General features: G+C 68.0%; 12 protein-coding genes. 3 read left to right on the plus strand and 9 right to left on the minus strand.

Annotation, left to right across the window (positions count from 1 at the left end; all coding sequences use genetic code 11):
- Positions 1–41 precede the first annotated feature (41 nt).
- From Q0833_RS01650 to Q0833_RS01680, 7 genes are all read right to left on the minus strand, one after another.
- On the minus strand, positions 42–578 hold the full coding sequence (locus Q0833_RS01650) for a membrane integrity-associated transporter subunit PqiC (RefSeq protein ID WP_298429627.1): 537 nt from the start codon (positions 576–578) through the stop codon (positions 42–44).
- Between the two features lie 5 nt (positions 579–583).
- Positions 584–3022 (minus strand): MlaD family protein, encoded by a 2439-nt coding sequence (locus Q0833_RS01655; protein ID WP_298429628.1) that lies wholly within the window; start codon positions 3020–3022, stop codon positions 584–586.
- Positions 3015–3632 (minus strand): paraquat-inducible protein A, encoded by a 618-nt coding sequence (locus Q0833_RS01660; RefSeq protein WP_298429630.1) that lies wholly within the window; start codon positions 3630–3632, stop codon positions 3015–3017. The genes Q0833_RS01655 and Q0833_RS01660 overlap by 8 nt, the downstream gene beginning before the upstream one ends.
- Complete coding sequence (locus Q0833_RS01665) at positions 3629–4255, minus strand: paraquat-inducible protein A (RefSeq protein WP_298429632.1); 627 nt, start codon at positions 4253–4255, stop codon at positions 3629–3631. Before Q0833_RS01665 ends, Q0833_RS01660 begins: the two co-directional genes overlap by 4 nt.
- Position 4256: 1 nt before the next feature.
- Positions 4257–8804 carry a translocation/assembly module TamB domain-containing protein gene (locus Q0833_RS01670; RefSeq protein ID WP_298429634.1) on the minus strand — a complete coding sequence of 1516 codons (4548 nt, stop codon included), beginning with the start codon at positions 8802–8804 and terminating at the stop codon, positions 4257–4259.
- Positions 8804–10600 (minus strand): autotransporter assembly complex family protein, encoded by a 1797-nt coding sequence (locus Q0833_RS01675; protein WP_298429637.1) that lies wholly within the window; start codon positions 10598–10600, stop codon positions 8804–8806. The genes Q0833_RS01670 and Q0833_RS01675 overlap by 1 nt, the downstream gene beginning before the upstream one ends.
- A 107-nt stretch (positions 10601–10707) precedes the next feature.
- Complete coding sequence (locus tag Q0833_RS01680) at positions 10708–11922, minus strand: DUF2254 domain-containing protein (RefSeq protein WP_298429638.1); 1215 nt, start codon at positions 11920–11922, stop codon at positions 10708–10710.
- 83 nt (positions 11923–12005) lie between these two features.
- Between Q0833_RS01680 and Q0833_RS01685 the strand changes: the two genes are divergently transcribed.
- Both Q0833_RS01685 and Q0833_RS01690 read left to right on the plus strand, forming a co-directional pair.
- Complete coding sequence (locus Q0833_RS01685; RefSeq protein ID WP_298429640.1) at positions 12006–12875, plus strand: formate/nitrite transporter family protein; 870 nt, start codon at positions 12006–12008, stop codon at positions 12873–12875.
- Positions 12876–12938: 63 nt separating this feature from the next.
- Positions 12939–13154 (plus strand): DUF2945 domain-containing protein, encoded by a 216-nt coding sequence (locus Q0833_RS01690; protein ID WP_298429642.1) that lies wholly within the window; start codon positions 12939–12941, stop codon positions 13152–13154.
- 15 nt (positions 13155–13169) lie between these two features.
- Here the strand turns inward: Q0833_RS01690 and Q0833_RS01695 are convergent, their stop codons facing one another.
- On the minus strand, positions 13170–13844 hold the full coding sequence (locus Q0833_RS01695; protein WP_298429644.1) for a Crp/Fnr family transcriptional regulator: 675 nt from the start codon (positions 13842–13844) through the stop codon (positions 13170–13172).
- A 71-nt stretch (positions 13845–13915) separates the two neighbouring features.
- On the opposite strand from Q0833_RS01695, the gene Q0833_RS01700 reads away from it, so the two are divergent.
- On the plus strand, positions 13916–14326 hold the full coding sequence (locus Q0833_RS01700) for a hypothetical protein (RefSeq protein WP_298429647.1): 411 nt from the start codon (positions 13916–13918) through the stop codon (positions 14324–14326).
- A 30-nt stretch (positions 14327–14356) separates the two neighbouring features.
- On the opposite strand, the gene Q0833_RS01705 is transcribed toward Q0833_RS01700, so the two are convergent.
- Positions 14357–15148 carry a response regulator gene (locus Q0833_RS01705; RefSeq protein WP_298429649.1) on the minus strand — a complete coding sequence of 264 codons (792 nt, stop codon included), beginning with the start codon at positions 15146–15148 and terminating at the stop codon, positions 14357–14359.
- Between the last annotated feature and the right edge of the window lie 99 nt (positions 15149–15247).

Raw genomic sequence — 15247 nt, forward strand, 5'->3', positions numbered from 1 at the left:
TGTTGTAGGCGGGCGGAACGGAAAGTCCCTACACAATATAATCACAATGCCTGTGCGATTTCCTCGGCGAGCCGGAGCCATGCCGCCTCGTGCGCGGCGATGATGGTCGGATAGCTCTGATCGACGACCGGAACCGTGATCGAGAACGGGTCGATCTGGCCGCGTCCGGTCTCGGGCCCGAGGGCGAAGGTCCCGGTAAAGAGCAGTGTGCCGTTCGCCTGCACGATCATGTCCTCGACGAAGACCGAGATCTCGGTGTCCGGAAATCCCGAGAGCGGCCAAGGCTCGACCGCGACTTGCGCGTCGGTGATGACGTTGAGATGCCGCATCAGGCTGGCCGAGAGTGCGCGGTCGGGTAAATCCGCCCAGAGCCGGTCGGTATCGGTCACGAGGCTGCCATCCGCCTGCTGGATCGGGATTTCCTGGTTGATTGCGTATTCGGGGATCGACGGCTCGTTGATCATCGCGGTGTTGGCCCGAACATTCACGCGCAGGTCGGTCGTGACCGGCGGTGGCGCGAAATACTGGGTCTGTCCGCAGGCGGCGATCAGGAGGCAGAGGGCGAGGGGCAGGCGCATGTGGGTCACCGTCCGAGCAGGAGCGAGTTGGGATTGCGTTCGATCGTCCGCGAAAGCGAGCTGACATCCTCGGCCGCGCGGGTCGCGGCCCGCAGCGCGGCGAAGAGTTCGGTGCTGATCCGGCTGTCCTCGCCATAGGTCGCGAGCACGCCACCGGCCTGCGTCGTCAGCGTCTGGAGGCGATTGACCAGCGCGGGCAGGTCCTGCGACGCGGTGCGGATGCCGTCGGCGGCCGAAGCGGCAGAGCGCAGCGTCGCGTTGAGGTTGTCGATCGTGCCGCCGGTGCGGATCGTCTCGATGGTCAGGCGCAGCTCTTCGAGCGTGTCCACGAGCACGACAGGCACGTCGTCGGCTTCGTCCGAGGACAGGAAGGCGTCGGCGGTCTGCATCAGGTCCGTCGTGGAATTCACCAGCTCATCCAACGCCAGCGCGTTGGCTTTCGCGGCCAGTTCGTTGAGGCGGGTGCCGAGCGTCTCGGCCTCGGCCATCACGCGCTCCGCGCTGGCCGAAAGGGCGGGAAGGTTCTCGGTGCCGCGTGCGACAGCGTCGGCGGCGGAGGCTGCGGCGTCGAGGGCCTGCACCAGCCGCTCGCCCGCCTGCTGCGCGGCAAGCTGGTCGGTGATCGCGCGGATATCGGCACTGGTCTGGGCCAAGTCGGTGAGGATCGTCTGCACTTCCTCGGACGCGATCAGGTCGCGGCCCTCCTGTAGCGTCTCGCGCGCCAGTCCCGGCAGGGCCTGCGTGTCGGCGGAGGCCACGATGGCATCGACATTGCGCAACACCGATTGCGCGCTGGCGGCCAGCGCCTCGAGGTCCTGCGTGCCCTGCGCGATGTTCTCGGCGGCGATGGTCGTGGCGGCCAGCGTCTCGGAGATGCGTGCCGCGACCTCCTGGGCGGCGATGGTGGCCACGATCTCGCGCAGATCGCCCGAGATGGTCTCGATATCGGCCAGAACGCCCGCGACCTGGGGCGAGGAGATGATGTTGCGCCCGTCCCGCACGAGCCCCGAGCCGTCGTCCAGAAGGGCACGGATGTCGGCGGGCAGCGCCTGCGTGTCGTCGGACCCGGCGATCCGGTTGAGGTTGTCCAGAAGCCCCGTCGCCGAGGCCAGAAGCTCCTCGATCGGCAGCTCGTTGATCCGGGTCATGACGCCCTCGGCGGTGGCCGTCAGGCTGCTGGTCTCGGTGTCCACCGTCGGGATCAGCGGATTGTCGGTGATGCCGATCTCGAGCGTGCCGGGATTGCCCTCGTTCACCAGATCGACCACCAATTCGCCGCCGAGGATCGACGTCGCGACCAGTTTGGCCTTGAGCCCGTCGGCCACGAGATCGCCGATGAAATCGACGGCCTCGACGTCGTTGCCGGTGTCGCGGTCGAAGCCCATGCGCGAGGGCTGGAGATCCATCACCGCCAGAAGCTGAACCCGCGCGGTCGGATCGTCGGGCCGGATGAAGCCGGTGATCGCGCTGACGACGCCGACGCGAACGCCCTGAAGCCGGACGGCTGCGCCCTCGACCAGGCCCGAGGCCGCGGCAGGAAACAGCGCGGCGATCGCGACGGCACGGCCCTCGGTGCTCTCGAAGGTGGAGGCGCGGGCGGAATCCTCGTCGGCGAAGATCGAATAGATATGCCCGCGCCCGATGGGCCGCCCGCCCGAAATCAGCGTGTCGAAGTTCACGCCGCCCTCGATGATGGAGGCCAGCGAGCCGATGCGCAGCTCGACCCCGCCGGCGCCCAGCGTGGCGGTGACACCGGATGCGTCCCAGAACCGTGTCGCAGTCGAGAGCTGCCGGTCGTAGGGCGAGAGGACGAAGGCATCGACGCGCACCTCGGAGCCGTCGGGCGAGAGGCGCGGGGCGGCGACCTCGCCCACCTCGATGCCGCGATAAAGGATCGGCGCGCCGGGCCCCAGCCGCGCGCTGTCCTTGGCGCGCAGGACGATGGCCGTGCCGTCGACGCCGGGCGGCACGATGGGCGCACGTTCGTCGCCGACGAAGCCCAGCCGCGGCTCGCCGATCTCGGCGTCCCACGTGCCCTCGACATAGGTGCCCGACAGGATCGTGTTCAATCCCTCGACCCCGCGTGCCGTCACCTCGGGCTGGACGATCCAGAAGCTCGCATCCTCGTCGAGGAAGGGCGCAATGGCCTTGTTGACCCGGATATAGACGTTCACCTGCGTCAGGTCGGACGAGAAGCCCACATCTTCGACGACGCCGACCGTCACCTCGCGATAGCGAAGGGTCGTCTGCCCGATCTCGACGCCCGAGGCGTCGGGAAAGGCAATCGCGATCAGGACGCCGCGGTTCGACCAACTCTGATACGCGATCCCGAGTGCGATCAGGACGGCGATGATCGGCACGATCCAGACGGCCGAAAGGACCCGGCGCGGGGTGCGCGCCGGCTCGGCGATGGGGGTGGAGGGGCGGTTCGGATCGTCACTCATCGGATATCGCTTCGATCTGGTCCCAGAGGGCGCGGCTGTCGAAGCTGAGCGCCGAGAGCATGGTGAACACGACCGACAGCGCAAAGCAGACGGCGGCGATTCCCGGATTGATAGTCGCCAGGAGGTCGAATTGCACCAGCGCGACGAGGATTGCGACGACGAAGACGTCGATCATCGACCAGCGCCCGATCCATTCCACCACTTCGAAGAGATGCAGAAGCTGGCCGGGCGAATGCCCGTGGGGACGCCGGACGATCCACGCCAGGTATCCTATGGCGACGAACTTGCCCACCGGAATGATGACGCTGGCGAAAAAGACGATGGACGCCACGCCCCAGGCCCCGTGCTGGAAGAGTTCGATGACCCCGCCGACGATGGTCGACTCCTGTGCGCGCCCGACGGTCGAGGTGATGAGCATCGGGTAGATATTGGCGGGGATGTAGAACAGCACGCCGACCAGCGCCCAGGCCCAGACCCGTTGCAGGCTGGTCCGGTCGCGACTGGACAACCCGCCGCCGCAGCGCGGACAGATCTCGGTGCCGAGCGGCGAGACCTGCGTGCAATGGCGGCATCCGACGAGGCCCGCGTCGCGGGCCGTCCACGCCGTCATGCGTTCCGCGCGTCGTCGAGAGCCGACCATATCGAATGCTTGCTCATCTGGGTGTCTTGAACGGCCGTTATGACCACGATCGCCGCAAAGGACCAGAAGGCCGGCCCCATCGAAAGCGTGGCGAGGTCGGCCAATTTCACCAGCGCGACCGCCACGCCAACCATGAAGATCTCGGCCATGGCCCAGGGGCGCAGGATCTCGGCCCAGCGGAGCGCGAAGGCCGCGCCCGCCCATGGCCTGCGCTCGGCGGTCAGTGGCCCCAGCGCCCAGATCAGAAGACCGAGCCGCGTCACCGGCAGCACGATCACGGAGATCGCGACGGCGATGGACAGGGGCACCATGATGCCCTCGCTGAAACTCAGCACCGTATCGAAGACGGAGGCACGGCTGGTGAACATGCCGTTCCGAAGGCTCAGGAACGGGTAGAACACCACGATCGACATCAAGACCAGCGATGTCGCCGCGAGAACGACGATGCGCAGGATCGCCTCGGGGCGGCCCACCGCAATCACCGTGCGGCAGCGGATGCAGCGGATGCGGGTGCGGTCGGGCACATCGCCCACCTCGTGCAGCGCGTCGCAGACGGGACAGCACACGAGGTGGTCGCCGGGCGTCTCCGTCACGTCAGTAATCCTTTTCGAAGAACACGCCGAGCGACGTATCCCCGGTGGCCCCCGCGGCGCCGCGCACCGTCAGGTTCGGCGTCAGGTCGAGGTTGAGCGAGACCGACGCCTCGCCGTTCTGGTCGATCTGGACGTCGGTATAGACGTTATCGCTCAGATACTTGCCCGCGCGCAGTGCGACGTTGCCCTCGTCGTCGGCGGTGATGTCGAGATCGTCCAGACCGGCATCGCCGCGCAGCCTGTCGAGCAAACCGCCCTGGCTCCGGCCTGCGAGGACGGCGACGGAATTGGCCAGTTGCAGGGCTTGGAGCGGCGAGAGCTGGCTCAGGTCGCGGCCGAAGAAGATCTGGGCGAGGATTTCCTCCTGGGGGACGTCAGGCGTGCTTTCGAACCGGACCGAGATGTTGTCGGCGGGGCCTTCGACGATGATCGACGCGGTGATCGTGTCGGTCTCGGTCACGGCCACCAACCGGATATTGGGCACGAGGTCGCCCTGGAACGTGATCGCGCCCTCGTCGAGCTCGAAGCGCTGTTGCAGCACGTCGAGCCTGCCCCGCACCAGTTCGAACCCGCCGGTCGTGATCGGGGCGTTCGCGGTGCCGCGAAGCTGGAGCTGGCCGCCGAGTTCGGCGTCGAGGCCGCGTCCGCGCACGAAGATGCGCCCGGGCGCCGAGATCACCAGGTCGAGCCGGATCGGCGGACCCGACGGACGCTCGGCCGAGGCCAACGCTTCGCGCACGCTGGCGGCGTCCTGGCCGGCGCGCGCCAGGGTGCGCTGGACGGGGCGCGGCGTCGCGAGGTGCCGGATCGGGGGCAGGTCGCCGACGGCCGTGAGGCCGGTGGAGGGCACGGCGATCTCGGCCCCGTCGACCTCGATCCGACCGGCGATCAGCGGCCCGGCGGTCAGCGGGCCCGTCACCGTGATCTGTCCCGAGAGATCGGCGGTATAGAGGTTCGGATCGGTCAGCGTGACATCCAGACCGACGGTCAGGTTTGCGTCGAAGGGTGGCGTCAGGTCGACCGGCCCCGTCACAGTGACGCGCCCGCCAGAGGCCGGTGCGGCGGTCAGCTCGACCTGCGCGCGCGCGCCCGTCAGCGTGACGGTGGCGTCGATATTCTCGATCGTGTTGCGCAGCGTCGGCAGCGACAGCGCCGCGTCAGAGGTCTGGATCGTGCCGCGCACGCTTTCGAGGGCGGGCGGGCCGTTCACATTCAGGTCGAACCGGGCCTGCCCGGCAAGCCGTCGCGGCGCGATGGCCGCGTTGGCGAGGCCCAGTGGTGCGCTGCCCTGAACCGAGAGGTCGAGCGTGCCGCCCGACGCCACGGTGCCGTCGATCGCCGCCTGCGTGCCCGCCGGACCCGTGGCGTCGACATCGAGCCGCCAGCCATCGCCCTGCTGGTTCGCGGTGCCGTCGATCCGCAGCGGGCCTGCCAGGTCGGGCACGAGCGGCGAGATGTCGGGAACCGAGAGGTCGAACCGGGCGCTGGCCGCGCCACCCGTCAGCGTGCCATCGGCCGAGAGCCGCGCCCCCAGCGGCCCCGACGCGTCCAGGTCGACAGCCCACTCGCCGCCCTGCTGGAAAAGCCGCCCGCTGGCGTCGAGCGGCCCGCTGAGGCCCGGCAGGAAGGGCGAAACGTTGGCGGCGCGCGCCGTGAAGGACAGGTCGGCCGACGGTCCTGTCGCCAAACCCTCGACCGTTGCCGCAAGTCCTTGCGCGCCGTCCACCGCCGCATCGACGCGCCATCCGGCCTCGGTCTGCTCGGCGCGAAGGTCGTAATCGAGCGGCCCGCGCAACTGCGGCGCGATGCGAGCGGCATCGGGGATCTGGCCGGTGGCGGTGACGACCGGTGCCCCGGCAAGGTCCACAGCGCCATCCAGCGTCGCGTCGTAGGGACCGGTGCCGTCGAATTCGATCGCAAAGCCGTCCGGGCGCTGAATGGCTTGCCCGCTGACCGAAAGGCTGCCGGGAATGGCGGGGGCCACGCGACCGAGATCGGGAATGTCCGCGGTGAAATCGACCGTCAGGGGCTGGGCGGTCAGCGCGCTTCGGGCCGTAACCGTGGCGCCGTAGGGCCCGGTGGCCGTGGCGTCGACGACCCAGTCATCCTCCGCCCGGAACACCGCACCATCGAGGTCAAGGCGCCCTTCGACGGCGGGGACGAGGTCCGAGGTTTCCGGCACGGTTCCGACGAACTCGATACGTGGCGCGTCGCCGGTGACGGGGCCGCGGGCGCGCAGCGCGATGCCCGCCGGCGCGTCGAGCCGGGTGTCGAGCCGCCATTCGTCGCCTGTCCGCCCGATCGTGCCCGAAAGAGCGACCGCGCCGCGCAGCGCCTCGATCGACGCCAGCGCCGGGACGGGATCGGTGAGATCGGGCAGGGTCGCCTCGAAGGTGATCTCGGGGGTCGGGCCGGTGACCGGGCCTTGGACCTCGGCGCGCAGGCCCCAAGGGCCGCTGGCATCGGCGTCGAGCGACCAGAGCCCGTTCGTCGCCGACGCCGTGCCCGCCAGCGACAACGCGCCCGGCACGCCGTCGGCGAAGGCGGAGAGGTCCGGCACGTTGGCGGTGAAATCGACGGCGGGCGTGTCGCCGGTCAGCACGCCATTGGCCGAGACAGCGACCCCGTTTGGAGCCGCGGCGTCGAAATTGCCGCGCCACGCGCCCTCGTCGTCGCGTGTCACGTCCACGGCAAGCTGGATGGGACCGTCGAGGCGCGGATCGAGAATCGTTCCGTCGTCGAGCCGGGCCGAGAAGGTCGCCGTACTGCGCTGGCCCTGCAGCGTTTCCGGCGCGTCGGTGTCGAGCAGACGGGCGGCGCCCTGCGCCGTGAGGCGGTCGTTCCCCACCCGGAAGGCGTCGAGGAACGTGCCGTCGACCGTCCGCCGCGCCGCGGCCGTCAGGGTCGTCTCGCCCGCCAGCACCGCATCGGCCTGCGCGATCCCGAGGCCCAGATCCTGCGTTTCGGCGTCGAGGTTCAGATCGAAGGTTCCCGCAAGCGGGGCATAGACGCCCCGGATCGTCGCACGGGCCGTGCCGCTCAGGTCCTGGCCCGCGAAGGCCGCGAGGCTCTGCAACCGGTCGTGCCGGAGCGTGACGTCCATCGTGATCGGCAGCCCGTCGGCCGCGGTCGCGATTTCGACCGTGCCGCCCAGAGCGTAGGCACCGCCGGCGAGTTCGAGCCCCGAGATGCGCACGGACGTGCCCGCCGACCACGCGACGTCGCCGTCGAGGGCGACGCGCGGGCCGACTGCCTGTCCCAGCGCCGGGTCCGCGAAGACGAGGCCATCGAGCGCGGCCGTGATCGCCGCCGTCGCCCTCTCGACCGCGCCATCCGCGCGGCTGAGGATGCCATCGGCGGTGATCCGGGCGGTCGCGACGGTCAGGTCCGGCCCCTCGTAACGCGTCGCATCAAGGTCGAGCCGCCAATTGTCCGAGACCGTCGCGTCATGGGTGATCGTCAGGCGCGCCTCGGCCAGCGACGGGTCGCCGCCGATGGGCAAGACGACCGGCCCGCCATCGGCGGCGGCGATCCGCGCGTCGATATCGAGGAACGTGGGCCAGCCGTCGGGGCCAAGCTGCGCGTTGCCGGACAGGTCGAAGGCCTGCGTGGCGATCCGCAGGGTGTCCAGATCGGTTCCGCCGCCGTCGCGCTGAAGCCCGGCGGCGGCGATGCGGACGTCGTCGCCAAAAAAGGGCCGGTAGCGCGGCGCGAAGAGCGCGGTGACGTCGCCGCCGAGATCGACCTCGAAGCGGCGACCGTCGGACGTGCCCGTCAGGGTCACGTCGCCGCCGATCCGCTCGACCCCGTCCGAGGCCACGGCGATATCGGCGATGAAGGCGTCGAGCGGGCCGCTGCCTGCGACGGTCAGCTCGATCGCGGGACGTCCGGGCAGTTGCAGAAGCGTCGCGGCGATCCCGCCCTCGCCCTCGGTCAGATCGATATCGACCGTCAGGTTCTGACTTTCGCCCGTATAGGCGACCGCGATGGAGAACTGTCCCGTCACGCCGTCGAGCCGCTGCGCCTCGATGCGCGCGTCGAGCGAGCCGTCCACGAGACTGGCCGAGGCGTCGAGCGTGAGCGCCACCTCTTCGCCCAGGAACGGCGCGCCGAGCTCGATCCGCTCGGCGGTCAGGGTGTCGATCTCGACCGAGACGGGCAGATCCGGCAGCGCAAAGCCAGAGGCGCCCGCATCCGGCAGCGCCTCGACCCCTTCGGCCGGCAGCGGCGCGCGATCGACGCGGATGAGACCCGCGCTGAGCTGCGTCACCTCGAGCCGTCCGCGCAGGAGTGCGGAGCGGTTCCAGTCGAGCACCACATCCTCGAGGACGAGCCATGTCCCTTCGTCATCCGAGATCGAGAGGCGGTCCATCGTCGCCTCGGACGAGAGCGCGCCGTCGAAGCCGTCGATCCGCACGGCGAGCCCCGGCGCGGACAGGTTGTCCTCGATCAGGGCCGTCAGGAAGCCGCGGTCGCGCTCGGTCTCGTCCTGCGCGAAGACGGGCGTGGCGGCACAGGCCAGGGCGAGGGCGAGGGCGAGGCGGCGCATCAGAACGCCTGACCGATGCCGATATAGATGGCGACCCCAGACGGATCGCCGGGCCCGGACACGGGCAATCCGAGGTCCACGCGGATCGGACCGATCCCGGTGTCGTAGCGGATGCCGAGGCCCGCGCCGACATGGGTGTCGCCATCCGACCAGTCGCTGTTGGGGCTGATGAGCCCCATATCCACGAAGCCGACGACGCCGATCTTTTCGGTCACGCCCTGTCGCAGCTCGCCCGAAAAGCCGAGGAACGACTTGCCGCCGACGAGCCGCCCGCTGGGCAACGTGACGCCGAGCGATTGAAACTCCTGTCCTCGCACGGTGCCGCCGCCGCCCGAGAAGAACAGATCGGCGGCCGGCGTGTCGGCAAGGTCGGGGCCGACCACGGAGCCGAGCTGCAGCCGGGCCGCGACGACCGTCCGATCCTCGGAGCCGAAGCCCTGATAGCCGCGCAGGTCGGCGAGAAAGCGAATGCCCGCGCCCGCCGTCCGGAAGCCGTAGAACGGCTCGGCTGAGGCTTCGATGTAGAAGCCGTCGGTGGGGTTCAAATCGTCGTTGCGGCGATTGTATTCCGCTTCGAGCGGGAGCGAGAGGATCGAGAAGTCGCGACGGCCGAACGCGTCCTCGACCTTCGATTGCTCGTAGGCGATGCCGTAGGAATAGTTGAACTCCTCGTCGACGATCCGGCGCGCGCCGACCTCGAAGCCGACGCGGTCGGACTGGAAGTTCGGCTGGTCGAGGCTTTCGATGAAGGCCGAGGCATAGAGGTCGGTTTCGGGATTGAAGGTCGCGGGCCGGTTATAGGCGAAGCTCAGGCGGAAATCCTCGCCGCCGGTATCACCGCCGATGCCCTCGATCTCGCCCTCGACGCGGAAGCTGTCGGCTGCCCCGCTGAGGTTCCGGTGCAGCCAGAAGGTCGACAGGCTGAGCCCGTCCTCGCTGCTGAGTTCGGCGCCCGCCCCGAAGCGGCGGGGCAGGCGCTCGACCACTTGCACCGTCATCGGAAGGGTGTTGGCGGGCCCGATCTCGTCGGCCTCGGTGATCGAAACGGAGCGGAAGGCGCCGGTGCGGACCAGCCGGCGCGCGGCCTCGTCCACCTGCTCGGGATCAAAGACGCGTCCCTGCCGGAGGTCGGCGATCCGCGCGATGCGATCCTCGCGGACCCGCTCGGCCCCTTCGACGAAGAGCGGGCCGTATTGCAGCTTCGGGCCGGGCGCCAGCGCCAGCGCGGCGTCCAGCCGGTTGGCCGCGTGATCTGCGACAATGTCCTGTCCGGCCAGTTCCGCCTTGGCGTGGCCCAGAGCGCGCCAGCGGTCGATACCCGCCGACGTGGTTCGCCGCAGGACGTCGGTGCCCGCCGGGCGTCCCGGCGCGAAATCCTCGGGCAGTTCGGTGCCGGGGGCCACGGGCGCGATCCGCGTTTCGCGAAACAGGAAGCGCGGGCCCGACTGGACCGAGATCGTCACGGTGCCGATCGGATCCTGCCGCGAGATGACGGGGAGGGCGGCGGCTTCGACCCCGTCGATCTGGATCGAGATGACGGGCCCGAAATATCCCGCCTCGAAGAGCACGGCCACGAGGCGGCGATAGTCGGCCTGCGCCGCGGCCACGACGTCGCGGCGCACGGGTGCGCCGTCGGCGTCGCGGATCGCGCCCACCGTCAGGGAGGCGGCGGTCAGGCTTTCAGAGAGGTCTTCGTCCGCCGGCAGCGCCAGCTGCAACTGCGCGGCCGCGGCGGGCAGGGTCGAGAGCGCGACGGAAAGGAGAAGGATGGCGGCGCGGATGCGGATGGGGATCACGGGCAGGATATCCCTCGAGAAATCGGCACGAGCGGCAGCACCCGTCCGCCGTTTCTAGCATCGCAGCGATGCAAGTGTAAGCACCGTGTCGTCACGATGCGCGCGCGTCAGGCGGCGCGCAACCGCCTGAGATCGCGCAGGATCGCGCGTCGATCGAGTTCGGTTTCGAGCGCCATCAGGTCCGACAGCAGCGCCACCGCGCGCCCGCGCGCCATGTCATCGGCGATCACGTGCGGCAGGGCCGCCGGGAAGGTATGGGCGTAGAGGTCGTCGAAGGTCAGGGCGCGACCGTGGATCCGGCCCGGCGGATGCGCCACGAGGCCGCCTTCGTGGGTCAGCGCCGAGGCCAGCCCCGCCGACAGCCAGTTAAGGCAGTTTATGGCCGTGAACGGATCATTGATGCCGGGGCTGAGCGCGATCGCCGTCATCTCGACCAGTTGGTCGGCGACGAAGGTTAGCGTCTGCATCTCGGTCTGTTCCTGACCGATGGCGACGGCGTCGCGGATGTCTTCCTCGATGTCGTCGTCGATGTCGTCGCCCCAGATCTCCAGAAGCGGTTGCGCCGGGTTCACGAAATCGCCGGGCGTTCGTTCAAAGCGCATCACGAGGTCGCGATCCTCGGCGATGTCGGCGATTCGGTCGTAGTTCACCGCTTGGACGAAGCCCGCATTCGGCATGTTCAGCACACGGTCCGGGTCGCGGTCCGGCGGCGTGACCGTGCCCGCATCGGTGTCTCGCCCGTCGATCTGCGCCCGGATCATCGCGTCGAACCGCTTTCCGAGCTGCGCCGTGATGTTCGAGACATTCACCGTCTCGGGCACGTGGTGGACGAAATAGATCATCGTCCCGATGGCGAGAAAGCACAGCATCAGCGCGATCGAGACCGAAAGCCGGGCGACGTGATCCTCGCCCGTCGAGAGAAGCGCCAGCGTCGTGACTGCGAAGACCAGAACCGAGATCAGGATGCCGAGAGACCACTGGTTGCCGCGGTCCCGCATGAAGTTCCCGATCAGGCGCGGGCCGTATTGCCCGGCCGCATGTGTCACCGCCACGAGCGTCAGTGAGAACATCACACCCGTGATCGATGCGACCGACCCCGCGATGACCGACAGAAGGCTGCGCGCGCCCTCGGTCGTGATGTTCATGAGGGCGGGCGGCAGCGGGATGGTCTCGGTCACGTCAACGCCGGCGAAATGCGCGAACCACGCGGAGATGGCAGACACCGTCACGAGACAGGCGGGAATGAACCAGTAACTCGCGCGGATGTCCCGGACGAGCGTCCGGAGGCGGGCGAATTGCTTCAGGGGGGAGATATCGAGCATTGGCGTCTGCGGTTGGGCCAGAGGGAACGCAATCGCGTCGCGGGAAGTTTCATGGAACTGCACAACCGATGGGATAGCTTCGCATGACACCCCGCCAATCGCTCGGGCTGGACCCGCGCACCGCCAAGCAAGAGCATGCCGAGGAGCAGCGCGAGGAAGAGGCCATCGAGGACGCGGGGAAACTCGCGCCCAAGCTCCTCTTCGAAGTGATCCGCCGGGACGGCGAGGAGGAGTTGACGCGCCCGCTTCGGAGCCTCGTCTATTCCGGGCTCGCGGCAGGCATGATGATCTCGATGTCCGTGCTGGGCGAGGCCGTGTTCCGGACCTACCTGCCGGCGGACGCGTCCTGGTCCTACCTCGTGGAGAACCTTGGCTATTCGTTGGGGTTCCTCGTGGTCATCCTCGGGCGAATGCAGCTGTTCACGGAAAACACCATCACGACCGTCCTCCCGGTCATCGCCCGGCCCACGCGGCGCATCTTCATGGCGATGCTGCGGCTCTGGGCGCTGGTGCTCGTGGCGAATGTCGTGGGCGCCTTCGCGGTCTCCGCGCTCTATGCCCATACGCCCGCATTGCCCACCGAGCTCTATCCCGCCTTTGACAGCCTCTCGGCCCACGCGACCGGCTTCGCCCCGAGCGAGGCGTTCTTCCGGGCGATCCCGGCAGGCGTGATTGTCGCGGCACTCGTCTGGATGCTGCCGCAGCGGTCCGGCGGGGCCTTTGCGATCATCATGGTCTTCACCTGGCTGATCGCTGCGGGGGACTTCACCCATGTCGTCGCGGGTTCGGTCGAATGGGGCTGGATGGTCTGGCGCGACCAGCTCGGGTTCTTCGAGGGGTTCGTGACCTTCTTCCTGCCGGTCCTTGCAGGCAATATCGTCGGCGGAACCGTGATCTTCACCCTGCTCGCCCATGGTCAGGTGAAGGACGAGCTGCATCGCCGCCCGCTCTGAGCATCGGAACTCCGGCATCCGTGCGCGGGTTGCCGGAGCGTTCAGCACGAAAGGTGAGATGCGATGGCCGATATCAATGTAGGCGACAAGGTGAAGTGGAACTGGGGCAACGGCGAAGGCACCGGCAAGGTGACAGAGCGGTTTACCGATAAGGTGACGCGGACGATCGACGGCAACGAGGTCACGCGTAACGCGAGCAACGACGAGCCGGCATTCATGATCGAGCAGGATGACGGCGACCGCGTCCTGAAATCCGGATCCGAGCTGAGCCAGGCCTGACCGACTGGCTGGACCCTAGAGCAGCGGGCGCGTCTGGGCGGGCTCGCTGTCGGTCATCCCGATCTTCGCCAGCAATTCGAGGTCGTTGACGATCAGCACGCCCTCGCGCCAGGTCGCGAGCTGCCGCTCCCGGAACTTGGCGAGGGTCTTGTTGGTATGTACGAGCGACAGGCCCAGGCTGTCCGCCAGATCCTGCTGCCGGAACGGAAGCGGCATGCCGCCCCCCGAGATCATCTCGAGCTGTTCGGCGCGCAACCACAGGCGTACCAGCGCCCAGGCCACCGCCTGCTCGGCGGCGCGCTGGCCCACGGTGGTCAAAGCCTCACCCAAGAAATGCTCCTCGGTCGCGGCGATCCATGTCAGGTCATAAGACCGCGACGGCGAGTTCTTGAAGAACCCCCAGAGCGCCGCGCGATCGAACACGCAGAGCTTCATGCGCGTGCGCGCTTCGACCGTGTGCGACATTTCGCCCATCACGGCGGCCTGCAATCCGATGAGGTCACCGGGAAAGATGAAGGTCGTGACCTGGCGACGTCCGTTCTCGAGGACCTTGAACCGTAGGCCCATGCCGTCGAGCACGGTAAAAATCTGTGCGGAATGAGAGCCTTCGGTCAGAACAGGTGTGCCCGGTTCGACCGTCATCTCGCCGACTTTGAAGCGTTGAGTCTGGCGCACCTCGTCATCCGACATGTCGGTGAACAGGCTTCGGGTCCGTAACGGACAATTGTCGCAGCGCGTGACCATGAACACTCCCAGGAGATATGTCACAGTTTAATGCGACCTATCCCGGAATGTTCCATGCGTGGTGTTCAGACCGGAGCCTGCACGCCGTGAAATACATCATCGACGCCGAGGACGAACTCGTCGCGCTCGATCTCATCGATCTCTTGGGACGGACGGACGACCAATCCGAAGTCATACAATTGAAGACGCTCTCGACGCTCGAGCCGCTGCGGCCCGCGTGGTCCGGTGGCGTGCTCGTGACGGCGCGGCCGGTGCGTGATGTGGTGACGTCCGAAGAGGTGAACAACTTCATCGCCTCGGGCGGACGGATCGTGCTTCTGGCCGATATGGACCCGGTTCCGCCGAACCTTTCGCCGAACTGGATCGTCCTCGACCGGCCCTTCTCGGACGATGCGTTCCTGACCGCACTGATGCGCGCGCAGGTCTGAGCCGATCGGCCCGGACCCGCGCCCGTCGGCTCAGCTGGTGAGGGTTTCGGTGCTCGAGAAGAACATCGCCTGACTGACGGCTGATCGCACCTGTTCCTGCGTATAAGGCTTGGCGATCATGAAGGCCGGCTCTTTGCGCTCGCCGGAGAGCAGGCGCTCGGGGAAGGCGGTGATGAAGATCACCGGGCATTTACCAAGATCGCTCATGACTTCGTTGACGGCGTCGATGCCGCTGGAATTGTCGGCCAGCTGGATGTCGGCGAGGATGAGGTCTGGCATTTCCTTGCCCGCGAGATCGACCGCTTCGCGATGCGTGCGGGCGATACCGGTGATGCGGTGACCCATTTCGCCGACCAGCGACTCAAGATCCATCGCGATGATCGACTCGTCCTCGATGATCATGACCCGGCCCGAGATGGCGTTCGACATCTCCTGGCGGGCGATGTTCACGAGGTCGCGGGCTTCACCGCCATTGATCTGCATGATCTCGCCCACCTCGTCGAAGCTGAATTCCTCGACGGTGTGCAGCAAAAGCGCCTCGCGGGTGTTCGGCGTCAGCAGCGACAGGTGGCGCTGGGCCGCGGCCTCCAGCCCCGTCTCCTCGGTATCGACGGGGGCACCCGAACTGACCCAGATGCCGTGAAACGTGCGGAAGAGCCCGGCCTTCGTGTTGGACGCGCCATCGAGGGTGCTTGGCTCAGTCAGGATCGCCTCGAGCGTGGCGGCGGCGTAGTTGTCGCCGCTCGTCTGGGCGCCCGTCAGCGCACGCGCGTAGCGTCGCAGATAGGGCAGGGCTTTGCTGATTTCAGTCGTGCTGTCCATCGTGTCCTGTCGCCTTTTTCCCGCCGAGCGAGATTGATTTTTGTTCGGAACAAACTCGCATGCGTCGCGTTCAGTTCCAGCCCCAGAAAAAAAACCACA

This window comes from uncultured Jannaschia sp. (genome assembly GCF_947503795.1).
GTDB lineage: Bacteria > Pseudomonadota > Alphaproteobacteria > Rhodobacterales > Rhodobacteraceae > Jannaschia.

Coding starts and splice junctions, on each gene's coding strand:
- Q0833_RS01700 (WP_298429647.1), top strand. CDS start 13,916: ATGTCACAGTTTAATGCGACCTATCCCGGAATGTTCCATGCGTGGTGT.
- Q0833_RS01655 (WP_298429628.1), bottom strand. CDS start 3,022: ATGAGTGACGATCCGAACCGCCCCTCCACCCCCATCGCCGAGCCGGCG.
- Q0833_RS01680 (WP_298429638.1), bottom strand. CDS start 11,922: ATGCTCGATATCTCCCCCCTGAAGCAATTCGCCCGCCTCCGGACGCTC.
- Q0833_RS01685 (WP_298429640.1), top strand. CDS start 12,006: ATGACACCCCGCCAATCGCTCGGGCTGGACCCGCGCACCGCCAAGCAA.
- Q0833_RS01660 (WP_298429630.1), bottom strand. CDS start 3,632: ATGACGGCGTGGACGGCCCGCGACGCGGGCCTCGTCGGATGCCGCCAT.
- Q0833_RS01650 (WP_298429627.1), bottom strand. CDS start 578: ATGCGCCTGCCCCTCGCCCTCTGCCTCCTGATCGCCGCCTGCGGACAG.
- Q0833_RS01705 (WP_298429649.1), bottom strand. CDS start 15,148: ATGGACAGCACGACTGAAATCAGCAAAGCCCTGCCCTATCTGCGACGC.
- Q0833_RS01670 (WP_298429634.1), bottom strand. CDS start 8,804: ATGCGCCGCCTCGCCCTCGCCCTCGCCCTGGCCTGTGCCGCCACGCCC.
- Q0833_RS01695 (WP_298429644.1), bottom strand. CDS start 13,844: ATGTCGGATGACGAGGTGCGCCAGACTCAACGCTTCAAAGTCGGCGAG.
- Q0833_RS01690 (WP_298429642.1), top strand. CDS start 12,939: ATGGCCGATATCAATGTAGGCGACAAGGTGAAGTGGAACTGGGGCAAC.